Annotated in this window: 14 protein-coding genes; 13 read left to right on the top strand and 1 reads right to left on the bottom strand. The window is 73.8% G+C overall.

Features of this window, described 5'->3' with window-relative positions; translation table 11 throughout:
- The first annotated feature begins 71 nt into the window (after nucleotides 1-71).
- The 8 genes from NMK44_RS18510 to NMK44_RS18545 all read left to right on the top strand — a co-directional run bounded on the left by NMK44_RS18510 (nucleotide 72) and on the right by NMK44_RS18545 (nucleotide 12,115).
- A complete protein-coding gene (locus NMK44_RS18510; protein WP_254744410.1) occupies nucleotides 72-1,190 on the top strand; it encodes an ATP-binding protein in 1,119 nt (372 codons plus the stop codon).
- Entirely contained in the window at nucleotides 1,187-3,652 is a 2,466-nt protein-coding gene (locus NMK44_RS18515; RefSeq protein ID WP_254744412.1) for a DUF5682 family protein, read from the top strand. The genes NMK44_RS18510 and NMK44_RS18515 overlap by 4 nt, the downstream gene beginning before the upstream one ends.
- Entirely contained in the window at nucleotides 3,649-4,887 is a 1,239-nt protein-coding gene (locus NMK44_RS18520; protein ID WP_254744414.1) for a VWA domain-containing protein, read from the top strand. The genes NMK44_RS18515 and NMK44_RS18520 overlap by 4 nt, the downstream gene beginning before the upstream one ends.
- A gap of 155 nt (nucleotides 4,888-5,042) precedes the next feature.
- Nucleotides 5,043-5,915 carry a hypothetical protein gene (locus NMK44_RS18525; protein ID WP_254744416.1) on the top strand — a complete coding sequence of 291 codons (873 nt, stop codon included), beginning with the start codon at nucleotides 5,043-5,045 and terminating at the stop codon, nucleotides 5,913-5,915.
- Between the two features lie 99 nt (nucleotides 5,916-6,014).
- On the top strand, nucleotides 6,015-7,274 hold the full coding sequence (locus NMK44_RS18530; RefSeq protein ID WP_254744418.1) for a hypothetical protein: 1,260 nt from the start codon (nucleotides 6,015-6,017) through the stop codon (nucleotides 7,272-7,274).
- A 406-nt stretch (nucleotides 7,275-7,680) separates the two neighbouring features.
- Nucleotides 7,681-8,853, top strand: a complete 1,173-nt coding sequence (gene sucC / locus NMK44_RS18535; protein ID WP_254744420.1) for an ADP-forming succinate--CoA ligase subunit beta — start codon at nucleotides 7,681-7,683, stop codon at nucleotides 8,851-8,853.
- Between the two features lie 21 nt (nucleotides 8,854-8,874).
- On the top strand, nucleotides 8,875-9,759 hold the full coding sequence (gene sucD, locus NMK44_RS18540; RefSeq protein WP_254744422.1) for a succinate--CoA ligase subunit alpha: 885 nt from the start codon (nucleotides 8,875-8,877) through the stop codon (nucleotides 9,757-9,759).
- 223 nt (nucleotides 9,760-9,982) lie between these two features.
- Nucleotides 9,983-12,115, top strand: coding sequence for a cell division protein PerM (locus NMK44_RS18545; RefSeq protein WP_254744424.1), 2,133 nt, complete (start codon nucleotides 9,983-9,985; stop codon nucleotides 12,113-12,115).
- Between the two features lie 93 nt (nucleotides 12,116-12,208).
- Here the strand turns inward: NMK44_RS18545 and NMK44_RS18550 are convergent, their stop codons facing one another.
- Nucleotides 12,209-13,051: a hypothetical protein gene (locus NMK44_RS18550; protein ID WP_308358473.1), complete on the bottom strand. Its 843-nt coding sequence runs from the start codon at nucleotides 13,049-13,051 to the stop codon at nucleotides 12,209-12,211.
- A 356-nt stretch (nucleotides 13,052-13,407) separates the two neighbouring features.
- On the opposite strand from NMK44_RS18550, the gene purN reads away from it, so the two are divergent.
- The 5 genes from purN to NMK44_RS18575 all read left to right on the top strand — a co-directional run bounded on the left by purN (nucleotide 13,408) and on the right by NMK44_RS18575 (nucleotide 18,612).
- Nucleotides 13,408-14,088, top strand: coding sequence for a phosphoribosylglycinamide formyltransferase (gene purN / locus NMK44_RS18555; RefSeq protein WP_254744428.1), 681 nt, complete (start codon nucleotides 13,408-13,410; stop codon nucleotides 14,086-14,088).
- Entirely contained in the window at nucleotides 14,085-15,650 is a 1,566-nt protein-coding gene (purH, locus tag NMK44_RS18560) for a bifunctional phosphoribosylaminoimidazolecarboxamide formyltransferase/IMP cyclohydrolase (protein WP_254744430.1), read from the top strand. The genes purN and purH overlap by 4 nt, the downstream gene beginning before the upstream one ends.
- 137 nt (nucleotides 15,651-15,787) lie before the next feature.
- Nucleotides 15,788-16,672 (top strand): bifunctional methylenetetrahydrofolate dehydrogenase/methenyltetrahydrofolate cyclohydrolase, encoded by an 885-nt coding sequence (locus tag NMK44_RS18565; RefSeq protein ID WP_254744432.1) that lies wholly within the window; start codon nucleotides 15,788-15,790, stop codon nucleotides 16,670-16,672.
- Nucleotides 16,662-17,105, top strand: a complete 444-nt coding sequence (locus NMK44_RS18570) for a DUF3017 domain-containing protein (RefSeq protein ID WP_254744434.1) — start codon at nucleotides 16,662-16,664, stop codon at nucleotides 17,103-17,105. The genes NMK44_RS18565 and NMK44_RS18570 overlap by 11 nt, the downstream gene beginning before the upstream one ends.
- Before the next feature lie 382 nt (nucleotides 17,106-17,487).
- Nucleotides 17,488-18,612: a helix-turn-helix domain-containing protein gene (locus tag NMK44_RS18575; protein WP_254744436.1), complete on the top strand. Its 1,125-nt coding sequence runs from the start codon at nucleotides 17,488-17,490 to the stop codon at nucleotides 18,610-18,612.
- Nucleotides 18,613-18,857 lie beyond the last annotated feature (245 nt).

Consider the following 18,857-nt stretch of genomic DNA (forward strand, 5'->3'; position numbering starts at 1 on the left):
GGTGCAGGGTGGAACAAGCGTCCGGAACACACATCCGGAGACGGAGCGAGGAACGAGTCTGTGGGGGAGCTGTGACCGTCACTGTGTCCGGGACCGAAACCAACAAATCCGCCGAGGTGCTCCGTCCGCACGCCGAGCACGCGTTCGCGGACGAGCTGAGCGCGCTCGCCGCCGCCGACGACCGGCCCCGTCCCGCCCGGTGGCGGCTGTCCCCGTGGGCGGTGGCCACCTATCTCCTCGGCGGTACCCTGCCGGACGGCACGGTGATCACACCCAAGTACGTGGGCCCGCGCCGTATCGTCGAGGTCGCCGTCACCACGCTCGCCACCGACCGCGCGCTGCTCCTGCTGGGGGTGCCCGGCACCGCCAAGACCTGGGTCTCTGAGCATCTGGCGGCGGCCGTCAGCGGCGATTCCACCCTCCTGGTGCAGGGCACCGCGGGGACACCGGAGGAGGCCATCCGCTACGGCTGGAACTACGCCCGGCTGCTGGCACACGGTCCGAGCCGGGAGGCGCTGGTGCCCAGCCCGGTGATGCGGGCGATGGCGGAGGGCCTGACCGCCCGGGTGGAGGAGCTGACCCGTATCCCCGCCGATGTGCAGGACACGCTGATCACCGTGCTGTCGGAGAAGACGCTGCCGATCCCGGAGCTGGGGGAGGAGGTCCAGGCGGTCCGCGGCTTCAACCTCATCGCCACCGCCAACGACCGTGACCGCGGGGTCAACGAGCTGTCCAGCGCCCTGCGCCGCCGGTTCAACACGGTGGTGCTGCCGCTGCCCGCGACCCCGGAGGACGAGGTGGACATCGTGGCGCGGCGGGTGGCCCAGACCGGCCGCGCGCTGGACCTCCCCGAGGTGCCGGAGGGCATCGACGAGATCCGCCGGGTGGTCACGGTCTTCCGCGAGCTGCGGCAGGGGGTGACGGCGGACGGCCGTACGAAGGTCAAGTCGCCCTCGGGCACGCTGTCCACGGCCGAGGCCATCTCCGTGGTCACCGGCGGGCTGGCCCTGGCCGCCCACTTCGGTGACGGTGTGCTGCGCGCGGGTGACGTGGCCGCGGGCATCCTGGGCGCGGTGGTCCGCGATCCGGCGGCCGACCGGGTCGTCTGGCAGGAGTATCTGGAGGCGGTCGTCCGCGAGCGGGACGGCTGGGGGGACTTCTACCGTGCCTGCCGCGAGGTGAGCGCGTGACGGACGGCACCGGTGGTGAGGTGGCGGCGTGGCCGCTGCTGCTGGGGGTGCGGCACCACGGGCCCGGTTCGGCCCGCGCGGTGCGCGCGGCGCTCGACGCGTACGAGCCCGGCGCGGTGCTGATCGAGGGGCCCCCGGAGGCGGACGGGATCGTCGGGCTCGCCGCCGACGCGGGGATGCGCCCGCCCGTGGCCCTGCTCGCGCATGCGGCGGACGACCCCGGGCGCGCGGGCTTCTGGCCGCTGGCCGGGTTCTCACCGGAGTGGGCGGCCATCCAATGGGCGCTGGCCCGCGGCGTCCCCGTGCGGTTCATCGACCTTCCGGCGGCGAACTCCCTGGCCATGGCGGCCTCAAAGCCATCGGAGCCGGAGCCGGAGCCTGAGTCGGAACCGGGCCCCGGCCCGGACGGGCGGGTGCGTCCGGACCCGCTCGCCGCCCTCGCCGAGGCCGCCGGGTACGACGATCCGGAGCGCTGGTGGGAGGACGTCGTGGAGCACCGGGGCACCGGGTCCGGACCGGAGCCGTCCGCCCCGCTCGCGCCGTTCACCGCCGTCGCCGAGGCCATGGCCGCGCTCCGGGCGGAGTACGGCGACGGCGGCCATGAGGACGACGCCGTCCGGGAAGCCCATATGCGGCTCCGACTGCGTCAGGCCCGCCGGGAGTTCGGCGATCAGGTGGCCGTCGTCTGCGGGGCGTGGCACGTCCCCGCGCTCGCCCGCCGGGCCACGGTCACCGCCGACCGCGCGCTCCTCAGAGGGCTGCCCAGGGTGAAGGCCGAGATGAGCTGGGTGCCGTGGACCCACCGCCGGCTGGCCCGGCACAGCGGCTACGGCGCCGGGATCACCTCGCCCGGCTGGTACGGCCATCTCTTCCACGCCCCCGACCGGCCGTTGGAGCGCTGGCTGACCACGGTCGCGCGGTTGCTGCGGGACGAGGACATGGCGGTCTCGTCGGCCCATGTCATCGAGGCGGTGCGGCTCGCCGAAACCCTGGCGGCACTGCGCGGCCGCCCGCTCGCCGGGCTCGCGGAGACCATGGACGCCGTCCAGGCGGTGATGTGCGACGGCTCCGAGGTGCCGCTCGCGCTGGTGCGGGACCGGCTGGTCGTCGGGGACGCCCTGGGGGAGGTGCCCGAGACCGCACCGGCCGTACCGCTTCAGCGCGATCTGACCCGCACCCAGCGTTCGCTGCGCCTCCGGCCGGAGGCCGCGGACCGCGAACTGGAGCTGGATCTGCGCAAGGAGAACGACGCGGCGCGCAGCCGTCTGCTGCACCGTCTGCGGCTGCTCGGCGTCGACTGGGGCACCCCGGCCGCCTCCCGCGGCAGTACCGGCACCTTCCGCGAGACATGGCGGCTGCGCTGGGAACCGGAGTTGGCGGTCCGGGTGGCCGAGGCGGGCATCTGGGGCACCACCGTGCTGTCCGCGGCCACGGCCAGGGCGGAGTCCGAGGCCGTCGGCGCCACCGCGCTCGCCGAGGTCACCGAGCTGGCCGAGCGCTGTCTGCTCGCCGGGCTGGCGGACGCCCTGCCCGTGGTGATGCGCGCGCTCGCCGACCGCGCGGCGCTCGCCACCGACGTCGGCCATCTCGCCCGTGCCCTCCCCGCGTTGGTGCGCTCGGTGCGCTACGGCGATGTGCGCGCCACCGACACCGCGGCCCTCACCGAGGTCGCCGCCGGTCTCGCCGAACGTGTCCTCGTCGGCTTCCCGCCCGCCTGTGCCGGTCTCGGCCCCGACGGTGCCGCCGAGATGTGCGCCCATATGGAATCCGTCCACCGTGCGGTCGGCCTCCTGGCGGAGGCGTCGCGGCCCCCGGCGGGCGATTCCGGGACGGGGCCGGAGCCCGCCGCGCGGTGCGGTGCGGACCGCGACGGCGCGGACCGCGACGGCGGGTTGCGCGGGCGGTGGGCCGGGGCGCTGCGCGGGATCGCGGGGCGGGACGGGGTCCCCGGACTGATCCGGGGCCGGGCCGCGCGGTTGCTGCTGGACGACGGACGGCTCGCCGAGGACGAGGCCGCCCGGCTGATGGGGCTGGCCCTCTCGCCCGGCACCGCTCCGCCCGAAGCCGCCGCCTGGGTCGAGGGGTTCCTCGGCGGCGAGGCGGGCGGCGGGATGCTGCTCGTCCACGACGAGCGGCTGCTCGGCCTCGTCGACCACTGGCTGACGGGTGTGTCCGCCGAGGCGTTCACAGATGTGCTGCCGCTGCTGCGGCGCACCTTCTCCGCGTATGACGCGGGCGTCCGCCGCACCCTCGGTGAGCTGGTGCGGCGCGGTCCGGCCGGGCCGGACCACGGCGTCCCCGGCGGGGCACCCGGTCTCAGCGCCCCCGCGGCGCCCGGGTTCGGGCCCGGTCTCGACGCGCGACGGGCGGCGGCGGCCGAGCCGGTGGTCCGGCTCCTGCTGGGCCTCACCCCCGCCGCGCCCGCCCCTGACCACCACCACGCGCTGGAGGCAGCCGGATGAGCAGCCACACACCCGCCACCGCCACCACCACCGACCACCACGAGCGGCTGCGGCGCTGGCGGCTGGTGCTGGGCGGGCGGGGGGCCGACGGCACCGGCTGCCCGCTCAGCGGGGCCGACGCCGCCATGGACCGCACTCTCGAAGCGCTCTACGGCGGCCGGGGCGGCGACGGCCCCGGCACCGGCGGCGTACCGGGCGTCACCGGGCACGGCGGTGGCCCCGCCGCGTCCGGTCCGCGCTCCGGCGGACTCGGCGGCTCCGCGCCCCAGGTGGCGCGCTGGCTGGGTGATATCCGCCGGTACTTCCCCGGCTCCGTGGTCCAGGTGATGCAGCGCGACGCCATCGACCGGCTCGGTCTGTCCGCGCTGCTGCTGGAGCCCGAGATGCTGGCGGCCGTCGAGGCGGACGTGCATCTCGTGGGCACCCTGCTCACGCTCAGCAAGGCGATGCCGGAGACCACCCGGACCACCGCGCGGGCGGTGGTCCGCAAGGTCGTCGAGGACCTGGAGAAGCGGCTGGCCACCCGCACCCGCGCCACACTCACCGGCGCCCTCGACCGCTCCGCCCGGACCAGCCGTCCGCGCTACCGGGACATCGACTGGGACCGCACCATCCGGGCCAACCTCGCGCACTACCTCCCCGAGCACCGCACGGTCGTCCCCGAGCGGCTGATCGGCCACGGGCGCGCGGCGCGCGGGGTGCGCAAGGACGTGGTGCTCTGTGTCGACCAGTCCGGGTCGATGGCCGCGTCCGTCGTCCACGCCTCCGTGTTCGGCGCGGTGCTCGCCTCGATGCGTTCGCTCTCCACCCGGCTCGTCGTCTTCGACACCTCCGTCGTGGACCTCACCGACCAGCTCGACGACCCGGTGGACGTGCTCTTCGGCACCCGGCTCGGCGGCGGCACCGACATCAACCGGGCGCTGGCGTACTGCCAGTCGCGGATCACCCGGCCCGCCGACACCGTCGTCGTGCTCATCAGCGACCTCTACGAGGGCGGCATCCGGGACGAGATGCTGGGGCGGGTCGCGGCGATGAAGGCGTCCGGGGTGCAGTTCGTGGCGCTGCTCGCGCTGTCCGACGAGGGGGCGCCGAGTTACGACCGCGAGCACGCGGCGGCGCTCGCCGCGCTCGGCGCACCCGCCTTCGCCTGCACCCCCGATCTCTTCCCGGAGGTGATGGCGGCGGCGATCGAGCGGCGCCAACTGCCGATACCGGACATGGTGATGCATCACTGACCAGGGGCTTGCGCCGCCCCCTGTGCGTCATGCAAGGATCAACCTCGTCGCCCCGGACGTGAATCCGACCGTCCGGTTCGGCAGGCCCGTCCTGCTCGGTGCGTCCATCCGTCGTGTGCTCCGGCAACGCGTCCCATATCCCGGAAGGCCCGCTCTTGTCCGCTGTGTTCGCCCTGTCTGCCGCCGTGCGCCTGCCGCGCACGGTGGCCGCTCGGCGAGCGCTGGTGGCGGCGTTCTTCCTCGGGGGCTTCCTGGCCCTGGCGTTCCTGTTCGGCGGTACCGCTCACGCCGCCGGACCGGAGCAGCCGTCCGTGACGGCCGGTCAGGCCCGGGGCTCCGGTGCGTCCGGGCTGCTCGACCCCTCCGGGGCCGACGCCGCCCGGGACCGCGCCGAGCGGGCCGGACAGGCCGGGACCCACACCCGGGAGCGGGCCGCCGAGGCGGGCGACGCCACCGGGGACGCGGTCACCGAGGCCGTGCGCCCGGTTCGGGAGCCGATCGAGCGTCAGACGCGGCCGGTCACCGATCCGGTCGGTGACCTGGTGCGGAACACCGGCGACAACCTGCCCGTCGAGCTGCCCGACCTCGGTGTCGGCAGCGGAGACGGCGCGGGCTCCGACGGCTCCGCGCCCGGCGACGAGCCGGGTGGGGACCGTGCGGCGCGGGGCGGTTCCGCCCCGCATGCCGAGCGGTCCGCGGCCACCGCGGCCCCGGCGGGACCGGAGGCGGCGCCGTCCGTCACCGCCCCGTCGCGCACCGCCGACGACGCCGGGCACCGTCCGGTCGTCCGGGCGGTCGCGGGCGCGGCCCAGGACGGTGGCGCCCCGGCGCTGCCCCTTCCCCGGTCCCCCTTCGGGACCGTTCCCCAGTACACCGGCGACAGCGGCTCTCCCCGTGGCGGGGACACCCAGGCCGCACTGGAGCCGTCCGGCACGGACCACTTCGGGCTGCGGCCCGGTGCGATCCGCGCGGAGAGCTCGGCGCCGACGCGCGAGCGGTACGACGAAGTCCTCGAATTCCCCGGATAGGGCAGACCTCACCCCCGTCTGCACAAGACCTGCCGCGCGGGGGCGGGTCAGGTCTGCCCGTCCGACATCCCCCTTGTGAATTCGAAGGACTTCCACGCCATGCGCAAGAACATCCGCCGTTCCCTCCTCGTCGCCGCTGCCGCCACCGGCATCTGGGCCCTGGGCACCGCCGCCGCCAGCGCCGACGAGCTGCCCGCCGTTCCCTCCGCCGACAGCGTCACCAGCACGGTGGACGGCGTCGGTGAGACCGCCGGGGGCACCGCCTCCACCGACTCGGTCACCGACACCGTCAAGGGCGCGACCGACGGTCTCGCCGACACCTCCGGGGTCACCGGCACCGCGAAGAAGACCGTGGGCGGCGCCGCCTCGACGGTCACCGGCACCGTCAAGGGCGGCGTGCCCGCCACCGACGGCCTGCCGGGTGTGCCGGACGCCTCCGGCACCGTGGACCGCGTCACCGGCGGTGCCGCCGACGCGGACGCGGACAAGGTCGCCGGGAAGGCCGGGAAGGCCGTGAAGAAGGCGGCCGGCAAGGCCCAGCGGAGCACCGACGTGGACCTGCCCACCGGTGAGGTCCCCGGTGTGGTCCCCGGTGCGGTGGACATCCCGGCCCTCGGCACGCTGCCGGCCGTCCCCGACAGCTCCGCGCTGCCCGCCGTGGGCTCCGTGCCGTCCGTCGACGGTGCCGTCCCGGCCGAGCTGCCCACCCGGCTCCCCGCCACCCCGGAGCTGCCCGCCGTTCCCGGCTCGGCCGACGAGCTGCTGGGCGCCCTCGGCGGCGCGGCCGTCCGTCCCGAGCAGCTCACCGGCACGGCGCAGGCCGCCGCGGACGCCGCCCGGCCGACCGTGGACGGCGCCGCCTCCGACGTGCTGCCGCCCGCCGCCCACCGCGTCGTGGTCAAGGTCGTCCCGGTGGCCCAGCTCGCCGTCGGTGACGCCGGTGTGCTGGCCGGTGACGCGGTGGACCACACCACCCCGTACGCGGGCTACGTGACCGGCAGCGCCCAGGGCCACGCGCTCGGCACCGTGTCCAACGTCGTGCCGTTCGTCCAGGACACCGCCGCCGGTGCCGTTCCGGCGGCCCAGCGCGTGGTCGTCACCACCGTGCCGTTCGCGCAGGAGGTGGCCACCAGCACGGTGCCGTTCGCGCGGGACCTCGGCACCTCGGCCGTCGTGGACGCCCAGGTCACCGCGGGCAACGCCACCGACGGTGCGAAGAGCCTGCTCCCGGCCGTCCCGGCCGACCTGACGGACGCCGCCAACATCCCGGCGCTCCCGGTCCTCCCGGCCGTCCCGGCCGATGTGCCGGCCGTCCCGGCCGATGTGCCGGCCGTCCCGGCCGAGCTGCCGGCCGTCTGATCTCCGCGGCGGCCGGTCCGGCCGCACGGAAAGCTGTGCCGTACGGCAGCCCTCTTTGGGGAGAGGACTGCCGCTGACCGGGCGGCCCCCTTTGGGGAGGGGGCTCGCCCGGTCGCGGCGTTTCCGGGGGCCACTCCGGCGGGGCCACCGCTTCGCCGCGACACGACCGCACCGGGCGAGGCACCATCGGAATAGATACCCATGGCAGCGATCTGTGACCGTAATCACCGCTCGAGTGTGATCTGCGATTTAGGGTCATCCGGTCCACAGGGATAACCTGCGTGGCGGACATGCCGCGTACCCGGCGCACGTGTGCCGCCCTCGTCAAAGATCGCGTCCTCACGCTGCCCCAGCGGCACGCCCGCGCAGACAACGACCGCGATATCCAGAAAAGGGACGGACGCGCGTGGACCTGTTCGAGTACCAGGCGAGGGACCTCTTCGCCAAGCACGGTGTACCGGTGCTGGCCGGTGAAGTCATCGACACGCCTGAGGCGGCGCGCGAGGTGGCCGAGCGACTGGGCGGCCGCGCGGTCGTCAAGGCGCAGGTGAAGGTCGGTGGCCGTGGCAAGGCCGGCGGCGTCAAGCTGGCCTCCGACCCGGCGGACGCCGTGGAGAAGGCGGGCCAGATCCTGGGGATGGACATCAAGGGCCACACGGTCCACAAGGTGATGCTCGCCCAGACCGCGGACATCAAGGAGGAGTACTACGTCTCCTTCCTGCTGGACCGCACCAACCGCACCTTCCTCGCCATGGCCTCCGTCGAGGGCGGCGTGGAGATCGAGGTCGTCGCGGAGCAGAACCCCGAGGCGCTCGCCAAGATCCCGGTGGACGCCATCGACGGTGTGACCGCGGAGAAGGCCGCCGAGATCGTCGCCGCCGCGAAGTTCCCGGCCGACATCGCGGGCCAGGTCACGGAGGTCCTCCAGCAGCTGTGGACCGTCTTCATCAAGGAAGACGCCCTGCTCGTCGAGGTGAACCCGCTGGTCAAGACCGGCGACGGCCAGATCATCGCGCTGGACGGCAAGGTCTCCCTGGACGCCAACGCCGAGTTCCGCCAGCCGGAGCACGCGGCGCTCGAGGACAAGGACGCCGCCAACCCGCTGGAGGCCGCGGCCAAGGCCAAGGGCCTCAACTACGTCAAGCTCGACGGCGAGGTCGGCATCATCGGCAACGGCGCGGGTCTGGTCATGTCGACCCTCGACGTCGTCGCCTACGCCGGTGAGAACCACGGCAATGTGAAGCCCGCCAACTTCCTCGACATCGGTGGCGGCGCCTCCGCCGAGGTGATGGCCAACGGTCTCGAGATCATCCTGGGCGACCCCGACGTCAAGTCGGTCTTCGTCAACGTCTTCGGTGGCATCACCGCCTGCGACGCCGTGGCCAACGGCATCGTCCAGGCCCTGGAGCTGCTGAAGTCCAAGGGCGAGGACGTCAGCAAGCCGCTGGTCGTGCGCCTCGACGGCAACAACGCGGAGCTGGGTCGCAAGATCCTCACCGACGCCAACCACCCGCTGGTGCAGCAGGTGGACACCATGGACGGCGCGGCTGAGCGTGCCGCCGAGCTGGCTGCGAAGTAAGGGACGAGGTCACCAGAAACCATGGCTATCTTCCTCACCAAGGAAAGCAAGGTCATCGTCCAGGGGATGACCGGGTCCGAGGGTCAGAAGCACACCCGTCGGATGCTTGCCTCGGGCACCAACATCGTCGGCGGCGTGAACCCGCGCAAGGCCGGCACCACCGTTGACTTCGACGGCACCGAGGTCCCGGTCTTCGGCTCCGTCAAGGAGGCCATCGACGCCACCGGCGCCGATGTCACGGTCATCTTCGTCCCGGAGAAGTTCACCAAGGACGCGGTCATCGAGGCGATCGACGCCGAGATCCCGCTCGCCGTCGTGATCACCGAGGGCATCGCCGTCCACGACTCGGCCAACTTCTGGGCCTACGCGGGCAAGAAGGGCAACAAGACCCGCATCATCGGCCCGAACTGCCCGGGTCTGATCACGCCGGGTCAGTCGAACGCGGGCATCATCCCGGCCGACATCACCAAGCCCGGCCGTATCGGTCTGGTGTCGAAGTCCGGCACCCTGACCTACCAGATGATGTACGAGCTGCGGGACATCGGCTTCTCGTCCTGCGTCGGCATCGGCGGTGACCCGATCATCGGCACCACCCACATCGACGCCCTGGCCGCCTTCGAGGCCGACCCCGACACCGACCTGATCGTGATGATCGGCGAGATCGGCGGCGACGCCGAGGAGCGGGCCGCGGACTTCATCAAGGCCAACGTCACCAAGCCGGTCGTCGGCTATGTGGCGGGTTTCACCGCCCCCGAGGGCAAGACCATGGGCCACGCGGGTGCGATCGTGTCCGGTTCCTCCGGCACCGCGCAGGCGAAGAAGGAGGCCCTGGAGGCCGCGGGCGTGAAGGTCGGCAAGACCCCGTCCGAGACCGCCCGCCTCGCGCGCGCTGCGCTGGCCGGCTGACGCCTTCACGGCGCCGGTCCACGGCTGACAGGCGCGGGCCCGCATCACCTCCGGGTGGTGCGGGCCCGCGCCTTTTCCGCTCTCCGCGGGGGCGTTCCGGCGGAGGTACGTATCGCCCATATGGCCGCGCATGAATAAAAGACGCATAAACGGACTAAGCGCGACACGGCGACCAATCGCTTGATGTAGGGATGAAAGGGCTGTTATTGGCAGCATGGTCGTCGTGACCCAGACGACCGATCGCAGCCCGACGTTGTCCTCACGCGGCCGCGCCGCGCTCCAGCGTCCCTCCGCCGCCCGGGAGGCCTTCCTCGGCGGGGTGGTCGCCGCGGGGCTCGGCCTGGGCGCGTTCTCCGTGGCCGTCCTCCTGTTGTGGATCACCTCTCCGTCCCCGGCGAGCAGCCCCGACGGGGCCCTGCACGTCGCCGCCGATCTATGGCTGCTCGGCCACGGCGCGGACCTCGTCCGTACCGAGACGCTGTCCGGGCACTCGATGCCCATCGGACTGCTCCCGCTGCTGATCGGCCTGGTGCCGTGCTGGATGCTCTACCGCGCCGCACAGCACGCCGTCTACCAGCAGGAGACCCCTGACGGCGACGGACAGTGGGTGTCCGAGGAGTCCGCCGGGGATCCGCGCACCGCCTTCGCGTGGGTGAGCGGCGGCTATCTGCTGGTGGGCCTGGCGGCCGCGCTCTACGCCGCGTCCGGCCCGCTGCACGTCGATGTGGTCAGCGCGGTGCTCCACCTGCCGGTGGTCGTCGGCACCGTCGCGGCCCTCGGGGTGTGGGTGGCCGACGGGCGGTTCCCGGTGCGGCTCCCCACCCGGTTCAAGGCCCCGCTCCTGCGGGTCCGGGGCGCCGACCGTGCCGTGCGCGCCCTGGTGTGGGTGCGCGGCCGTAGCTGGTGCCGACGCCGTCCGCTGATGGCCGCGCTCCGGGCCGGGGCCAGCTCCCTGGTGGTGCTGATGGGCTGTGGCGCGCTGCTCACCGCCACCTCGATGCTCAGTCACTCCGGCGCCGCCCAGCTTGCGTTCCTCCAGCTCAGCGATGTGTGGTCCGGGCGGTTCGCGGTGCTGCTGGTGAGCCTGGCGCTGCTGCCGAACGCGATCGTCTGGGGCGCCGCGTACGGGGTCGGTGCCGGGTTCGCGGCCGGCGGCGGCAGTGTGATCGCCCCGCTCGGGGTCACCTCGACCCCGAAGCTGCCGGACTTCCCCCTCGTCGCCGCCCTGCCCGACGACGGGTCCGGCGTCCCGCTGGTCTGGATGACCGGGGTCACCGCGGGGATGTCGCTCGCCCTCTTCATCGGGATCGCGTCGGCGCGCCGGCTGGGCCGCGGTGACCGGCCCTCCTGGACGCTCACCGAGACCACACTGCTGGCCACGCTGGCCGCGCTGGGCTGTTCGGCCGCGATGGCGCTGCTGGCCGCCGTCTCCGGCGGTCCGCTCGGCGTCGGCATCCTCGCCGACCTGGGCCCGAGCTGGTGGCGTACGGGCGGGACCACGCTCGGCTGGACGGTGCTGTTCGGAGTGCCGGGCGCGCTGGTGGTGCGCTGGTTCCGGCTGTACGTCCCGACGTGGATGACCTGGGACGAGTGGAAGGCGGCCCGGGTCGCGAGCGCGGAGCTGCGGACGCGGAAGCGCCAGGCACGCGCCTCGGAGCGGGCCGCCCGGAAGGCCGAGCGCGAGGCCGAGCACGCGGAGGCGGCGGCGAGGGCGGCGGCGCGTCCGCGGCCGGCGTCGCCCATGGACGACATCGATCTGCGCAAGGCGATGGCCGAGCCGTGGTGGCAGTGGCTCCGCCCGGGCGCGCGTGCCGGGTCGGCCCGTCGGCGGAAGCGGGTGCGCGCCGGGGGCGCGGCAGAGACCGGTGCGCGCACCGCCCAGGACCCCGCCGGGCCCACGACGGCGCCGGTGACCGGTACGGACGGCGCCCCGGCGGCGAGCGGGGCGTCCGGCAAGGGCGGTGCCTCGGGCACGAACGGTGCCCCGGCGGTCGACGGGAGCTCCATCAGGAACGGTGCACCGGCCGCGAACGGGTCCTCGGCCGGGACGGGCTCCGCGGTCGCGAACGGGAGCTCCGCCGGGAAGGGCGCCGGGGCGGCCAATGGGCGTCCCGGCGCGGGCGGGGCCAACGGCAGCAGGAACGGTGCCCCGGACGGTGGCCCGGAGGCGGACCGGCCGGCCCTCGGTACGGCTCCGCATCCGCGCCGTCGGCTGACCTCCTGGCGCAAGCCCACCGCGTCCGTGGCGGCGGAGCCGTCCACCGCGCCGGTGGAGTCGGGCGGGTCGGGCGCCGCCGGGAGCGAGTCCACGGCGGCGTCGCCGGAGGCCGGTGACGACGGCGCGCGGGACGCGTAGCGGCGCGGCCAGGACGGCGGCCAGGACATACGCACGGCCCGGCAGGCGGTGAGCGCCTGCCGGGCCGTGTCGTCGTCGGTCGTGGCCCTGGGGTCAGTCCTCGGTGCTGAGCAGCGGACGCAGCTGCTCGGGCAGCAGGTTCTCGCATTGTGTGCGGGAGGTCTGGGTCAGGGCGTCGTCCACACAGGTGTAGTAGTCCTTGTAGACGAGCTGGAGGCTGAAGGTCGCGGCCACGATGGCGAGCGCGAGTCCGCCCGTCACCAGACCGCTGATCGCCGCCGTGGACTGCGGCTTCGACCCGGTGGAGCCGGGCGCGGGCAGCCGGGCCGGGGTGGCGCCGGGCGGCGGGGGCGGTGCGTTCAGCGCGGCCTGCGCGGGCACCGGGGACGGCGCCGGGCGGCGCGGCTTGGCCCGCAGCGAGCTGATGCCCCAGAACAGGGCCAGCGCGCCGAGCAGCAGTGCGATCTGCGGCAGGCTGAAGAGGGCGAAGAAGAACCCCCACATGCCCGAGAGCAGGGCGTACCGGGCGCGGCGCTGGGCCGGGTCGGTGGGGTCCCAGCGGGGGTTGTTCTGGGTGGGGCCGGCCGGCCGGTTGGCGCCGGGGAGGCCGCCGAAGCCGCCGCCCTGGCGGCCGGGCTGGCGGCTGCTCCACTGGCTGCCCCAGGCCGGGGGCTGCTGGCCGTCCTGGCCGTTCTGCCCGTCCTGGCCGTTCTGCCCGTCCTCGGAGCCGTCCCGGCCGTTGCCGCCGTCCGGGTGGTGGCGGGGCTGCCAGGGCTGGTCCGGCCGGTCCTCCGGCGGCGGTGCGAACGGATTGTCCTCGGGGCCGCCGCCCTGACCACCGGACGGGGTCCCGGCGGAACCGCCCCGGGAGGGGTCCCCGGAGGGGCCGTGGGGCGAGGGCGGGGGTGAGGAGGACGGCGACTGCTGCTCATGCATCAGCGGCGTCGTACGCGACGTGCGGGCGTGCCTCATCGCCGCCCCCCGGTCGAGGCGGGAGTCGGAGTGAGGCGATGAGCCGCGCGGCGGCGTCGGTCCGGCATCTGGAGTGTGTCTTCCCCTTGTGTCGTCGTCCTGCACACCTGATCCGCGACCGGCGGATGCCGGGCGGTCCGGCGGCGCGGGCGCGAGGGTCGTTCCCACGGCGTCAGTTGGATTCGCAGTCCAGACGCTACCTCCCGTGCCCGCCCCCGTCCCCCGGGGGCCGCTTCGTGTGCCGGTATCGTTGCTGACGGTCGGCGGCTTCGTAGAGTTCCCCGGAATTCGCGAGCCCATGACCTTGTACGACCACACAAATGGCAGCACCGCCCGCGAGAAAGATCCACGCCGTGGCCTCCCCGCCTTCCTCCGCCCGCCCCGGGCGCCCCGCCCGTCTCGTCGTACTCGTCTCCGGTTCCGGTACGAACCTCCAGGCGCTGCTCGACGCCATCGCCGCGGAGGGGGTGGACTCCTACGGCGCCGAGGTGGTGGCCGTCGGCGCCGACCGCGAGGACATCGTGGGTCTTGAGCGTGCCGAGCGCGCCGGGATCCCCACCTTCGTGTGCCGGGTCAAGGACCACGGCAGCCGGGACGAGTGGGACGCCGCGCTGGCCGGGGCCACCGCCGGGTACGAGCCCGACCTCGTGGTCTCGGCGGGGTTCATGAAGATCCTGGGCAAGGAATTCCTCGCCCGGTTCGGCGGCCGCTGTGTCAACACCCACCCCGCGCTGCTGCCCAGCTTTCCCGGTGCCCACGGTGTGCGCGACGCCCTCGCGCACGGTGTGCGGGTGACCGGCTGCACCGTCCACTTCGTCGACGACGGCGTCGACACCGGCCCGATCATCGCCCAGGGCGTGGTCGAGGTCCGGGACGAGGACGACGAGTCCGCTCTGCATGAGCGGATCAAGGAAGTCGAGCGTTCGCTGCTCGTCGAGGTCGTGGGGCGTCTGGCGCGTCACGGCTACCGCATTGAGGGACGAAAGGTAAGGATCCCGTGACCGCCGAAGGTACGAAGCGGCCCATCCGCCGCGCGCTGGTCAGCGTCTACGACAAGACGGGGCTCGAGGAGCTGGCCCGCGGGCTGCACACGGCGGGTGTCCAGCTCGTCTCCACCGGCTCGACGGCCGCGAAGATCGCCGCCGCGGGCGTCCCGGTCACCAAGGTCGAGGAGCTGACCGGCTTCCCGGAGTGTCTGGACGGCCGCGTCAAGACGCTGCATCCGCGGGTCCACGCGGGCATCCTGGCCGACCAGCGCCTGGAGGCGCACCGCGAGCAGCTCGGCGAGCTGGGCGTGGAGCCGTTCGAGCTGGTGATCGTCAACCTCTACCCGTTCCGCGAGACCGTCGCCTCGGGCGCGTCGCCCGACGAGTGCGTCGAGCAGATCGACATCGGCGGGCCGTCCATGGTGCGCGCCGCCGCCAAGAACCACCCGTCCGTGGCCGTGGTCGTCAACCCCGGGCGGTACGACGAGGTGCTGAAGGCCGTCGCCGACGGCGGCTTCGACCTCGACGGGCGCAAGCGGCTGGCCGCCGAGGCGTTCCAGCACACCGCCGCGTACGACGTGGCGGTGGCCAACTGGTTCGCCCGTGACTACGCCGCCGCCGACGACTCCGGCTTCCCCGAGTTCCTGGGCGCCACCGTCACCCGCGCCAATGTGCTGCGCTACGGCGAGAACCCGCACCAGGCCGCCGCGCTCTACTCCGACGGCTCCGGCAAGGGCCTGGCGCACGCGGAGCAGCTCCACGGCAAGGAGATGTCGTACAACAACTACGTCGACACCGAGGCCGCCCGGCGCGCCGCCCATGACCACGCCGCCCCGTGCGTCGCGATCATCAAGCACGCCAACCCCTGCGGCATCGCGGTCGGCGCGGACGTCGCCGAGGCGCACCGCAAGGCGCACGCCTGTGACCCGCTGTCGGCCTTCGGCGGGGTCATCGCGGTCAACCGCCCGGTGTCGGTCGCCATGGCCGAGCAGGTCGCCGAGATCTTCACCGAGGTCATCGTGGCGCCGGACTACGAGGACGGCGCGGTCGAGGTGCTGGCCCGCAAGAAGAACATCCGCGTGCTGCGCTGCGCGGACGCCCCCGAGGCGACCGTCGAGGAGCGCCCGGTCGAGGGCGGTGCGCTGGTCCAGGCCAAGGACCGGTTCCAGGCCGAGGGCGACGACCCGGCGCACTGGACGCTGGCCACCGGTGCGGCGCTGGACGCCGACGGCCTGGCCGAGCTGTCCTTCGCCTGGCGCGCCTGCCGCGCCGTGAAGTCCAACGCGATCCTGCTGTCCAAGGAGGGCGCCACGGTCGGCGTCGGGATGGGCCAGGTCAACCGGGTCGACTCGGCGAAGCTGGCCGTGGAGCGGGCGGGGGAGGAGCGGGCGCGCGGTGCGTACGCCGCCTCCGACGCCTTCTTCCCCTTCCCGGACGGCTTCGAGGTGCTGGCCCGCGCCGGGGTCCGCGCCGTGGTGCAGCCGGGCGGTTCGGTCCGTGACGAGCAGGTCGTGGAGGCCGCCGCGAAGGCGGGCGTGACCATGTACTTCACCGGCACCCGCCACTTCTTCCACTGAGTCGTACGTCACCACCAGGCCGCACCCCCGGGTCCGGGGGTGCGGCCTTTGCGCGGCCCGGGCCGCGACCGAGTCTTTGCGCGGCCCCGCCGCACCTGATTGGATCCGACGTCCCCGCATCCGGGAGGATGAAAGACATGACCGCCCAGATTCTCGATGGCAAGGCAACCGCAGCCGCGATCAAGTCCGACCTCGTCGCTCGCGTGGAGGCGCTGAAGGCGCAGGGCATCCACCCCGGACTGGGGACGGTGCTGGTCGGCGAGGACCCCGGCAGCAAGTGGTACGTGGCGGGCAAGCACCGCGACTGCGCCGAGGTGGGTATCGCCTCCATCCGGCGTGATCTGCCGGAGACCGCCACCCAGGAGGAGATCGAGGCGGTGGTCCGCGAGCTGAACGAGGACCCGGAGTGCACCGGGTACATCGTCCAGCTCCCGCTGCCCAAGGGCATCGACACCAACCGTGTCCTGGAACTGATGGACCCCGCCAAGGACGCCGACGGACTGCACCCGATGAACCTCGGCCGGCTGGTGCTGAACGAGCCCGGACCGCTGCCGTGCACCCCCCAGGGCGTCATCCAGCTGCTGCGCCACCACGGTGTGGAGATCAAGGGCGCGCATGTGGTGGTCGTGGGCCGCGGGATCACCGTCGGCCGCTCGATCGGGCTGCTGCTGACCCGGCGCTCCGAGAACGCCACGGTCACGCTGTGCCACACCGGTACCCGTGATCTGCCCTCGGTGCTGCGTCAGGCCGACATCATCGTGGCGGCGGCCGGGGTGCGGCACCTGGTCAAGCCGGAGGACGTCAAGCCGGGCGCCGCAGTGCTGGACGTGGGTGTCAGCCGGGACGAGCACGGCAAGATCGCCGGAGATGTGCACCCCGGGGTGTCCGAGGTGGCGGCGTGGATCTCGCCGAACCCCGGCGGAGTGGGCCCGATGACCCGCGCCCAGCTCCTGGTGAACGTGGTGGAGGCCGCCGAGCGCGCGGCGGGGGCGGCCGACGGCGGAGCCGGTCATGACGGCTGAGGCGAGCGAACCGGCGGCGGGTGAGCCGCAGACCGGGCCGCCCGTCCGGAAGTCACGGCGTTTCCCGCTGATCACCCGGGACACCGCGCGTCCGGAGGGCGGTGGCCGGGCGGCGTCCGGCGGCGCTCCGGCGCCGGTGCGCCAGTGGCCGCTGCTCACGGTGATGGGCGGGGTCGGCCTGGGGTTGATGATCGTCGCCCTGGACGCCTTCCGGGCGGGCACCCTGGTGATCGGGCTCGCACTGCTGGCGGGCGCGGTACTGCGGTGGGCGCTGCCGGAGGTCGGGATGCTCGCGGTGCGGTCGCGCTTCACCGACATGCTGACGTACGGGCTGCTGGGCGCGGTGATCGTGCTGCTGTCCCTGATGGCCCAGCCGCATCCCTGGGTGACGATTCCGTTCCTGGAGGATCTGGTCCACTTCACGGTGCGCTAGTTCACGGTGCGTTAGCCGGGTTGACGCGCTCTCAGGAGCTGCCCCGGACGAACGGCGGCCCGTCCTCTCCCCCGTGGGAGGACGGGCCGCCGTTCGGCTGTGGGCCGGGTCTTCTCGACCCGGCGACGGTCCGCCCTCTCCCCCGAGGAAGGACGGACCGCATGGACCTCAGCGTTGTGTGTCGGCTGTGCGGGATCAATGGACGTTGGCAGCCTGTGGCGCGGAGGTGACCATTCCGGTACGAGTTCTCGGCTGCGCAACGATGAGCTGGGGCGCAGGAGCGCGTTCGGCTTATATCCAAAGCCGCTATGCGCCCCCGGCGGAGGAACTGACATCCTGGAGAAGATTCACCGGATCTACACGGGGGGAACAGGGGGAGGCCATGCCTCGCTGGAGGGAGCTTCCGGAAGAACTTGACCCGCAGGTGCGGGAGTTCACCGGTCAGCTGCGCAGGATCGTCGACCGCAGCGGATTGAGCGTGGTGACCGTCGCCGACCGCACCGGCTACAGCAAGACTTCCTGGGAGCGGTACCTCAACGGACGGCTGCTGCCGCCGCAGCGCGCGGTGGAGGCGCTGGCGGAGGCCACCGGCGCCGGGACCCATCACCTCATCACCCTGTGGGAGTTGGCGGAAAGGTCCTGGAGCCGCTCCGAGAACCGGCACGACGTGACGATGGAGGCCATCAGCGTCGCCCAGGCGCGCGCCGCCATCGAGGAGTTCGCGCCGGAGGAGGAGAAGAAGGGGAGAGGCGGGAAGAACGGCCGGCGTGCCGACGGGCCCGCGCGGACGGAGCGCACGGGGCGGTCCGTCGAACTGCCCGGACCGGAGCAGCCGCTGCTGCCCACCGCTCCGGCCGCCACCGCCACCGCCGCGGCCGCTGCCACGGCCCCCGCGGCTCCGGCGTCCCCCGTGCCCGTCACGGCTCCTGCCGCCACGCCGCCCGCTGCCCCGCCCCCCGCCGCGCATCCGGACGCGCCCGCCGAGGGGAAGAAGGGCGGGCGGCGCCGGATCGCGCTGTTCGCCGGGGGCGTCGTGGGCTCGCTGCTGCTCGCCGCCGGGGCCGTGGCGCTGGTCGGCACGGGCGGCGACGACGGGAAACCGGCGGCGGCCCCGAAGACCGCCCCGGCCACCACCGCGCCCAGCCTGCCGCGCGGGGTGAAGTGCGCGGGGAAGGGCTGCGCGGGCAAGGACCCGGAGGACATGGGCTGCGGCGGCGCGAAGGCGACGACCTCCGCCAACCTCACGGTGGGCACCGCCTACGTCGAGGTCCGCTACAGCGAGACCTGCGGCGCGGCCTGGGCCCGGATCACCCGGGCGGCCCCCGGCGACGAGATACGGGTCACCGCCCCCGGCGGTGGCGCGGGGGCCGGTCAGCGGGGCGAGGTCGACGCCGACGGCGACGCGTACACGCGGATGGTTCCGGTGGAGACCACTGCGCAGGCCACCGCCTGCGCCACGCTGACCAGCGGAAAGCGTGGCTGCACGGACCGTACCGCGAACGGGTGAGAGGGCTCTTCGGAACTCGTCCGGACGATTTTTGATTCAGGGGGAATGACCCTCGGGAATGGGGGCAGACGCACGCCGACCCCCCCACGGGTGCGGCTATGGGCGGCCGCCTGCACTCCCCCTCCTGGCAGGCGGCCGCCCAGGCGTGTGAGCGGTGAGCGGTGACACAGTGGCCCGGGAGACCGGGCCCATGATGCCGTCCGATAGCCTGACGCAGGTATCTCGACACCAAGAGATCTTGACAG

This window comes from Streptomyces cucumeris (assembly GCF_024295805.1).
GTDB lineage: Bacteria > Actinomycetota > Actinomycetes > Streptomycetales > Streptomycetaceae > Streptomyces > Streptomyces cucumeris.

Excerpts from the sequence above, each read along its gene's own strand:
- NMK44_RS18575 (WP_254744436.1), top strand. The coding sequence starts at position 17,488 with ATGCCTCGCTGGAGGGAGCTTCCGGAAGAACTTGACCCGCAGGTGCGG.
- NMK44_RS18550 (WP_308358473.1), bottom strand. The coding sequence starts at position 13,051 with ATGCATGAGCAGCAGTCGCCGTCCTCCTCACCCCCGCCCTCGCCCCAC.
- purN (WP_254744428.1), top strand. The coding sequence starts at position 13,408 with ATGGCAGCACCGCCCGCGAGAAAGATCCACGCCGTGGCCTCCCCGCCT.
- NMK44_RS18520 (WP_254744414.1), top strand. The coding sequence starts at position 3,649 with ATGAGCAGCCACACACCCGCCACCGCCACCACCACCGACCACCACGAG.
- NMK44_RS18570 (WP_254744434.1), top strand. The coding sequence starts at position 16,662 with ATGACGGCTGAGGCGAGCGAACCGGCGGCGGGTGAGCCGCAGACCGGG.
- NMK44_RS18530 (WP_254744418.1), top strand. The coding sequence starts at position 6,015 with ATGCGCAAGAACATCCGCCGTTCCCTCCTCGTCGCCGCTGCCGCCACC.
- sucD (WP_254744422.1), top strand. The coding sequence starts at position 8,875 with ATGGCTATCTTCCTCACCAAGGAAAGCAAGGTCATCGTCCAGGGGATG.
- NMK44_RS18565 (WP_254744432.1), top strand. The coding sequence starts at position 15,788 with ATGACCGCCCAGATTCTCGATGGCAAGGCAACCGCAGCCGCGATCAAG.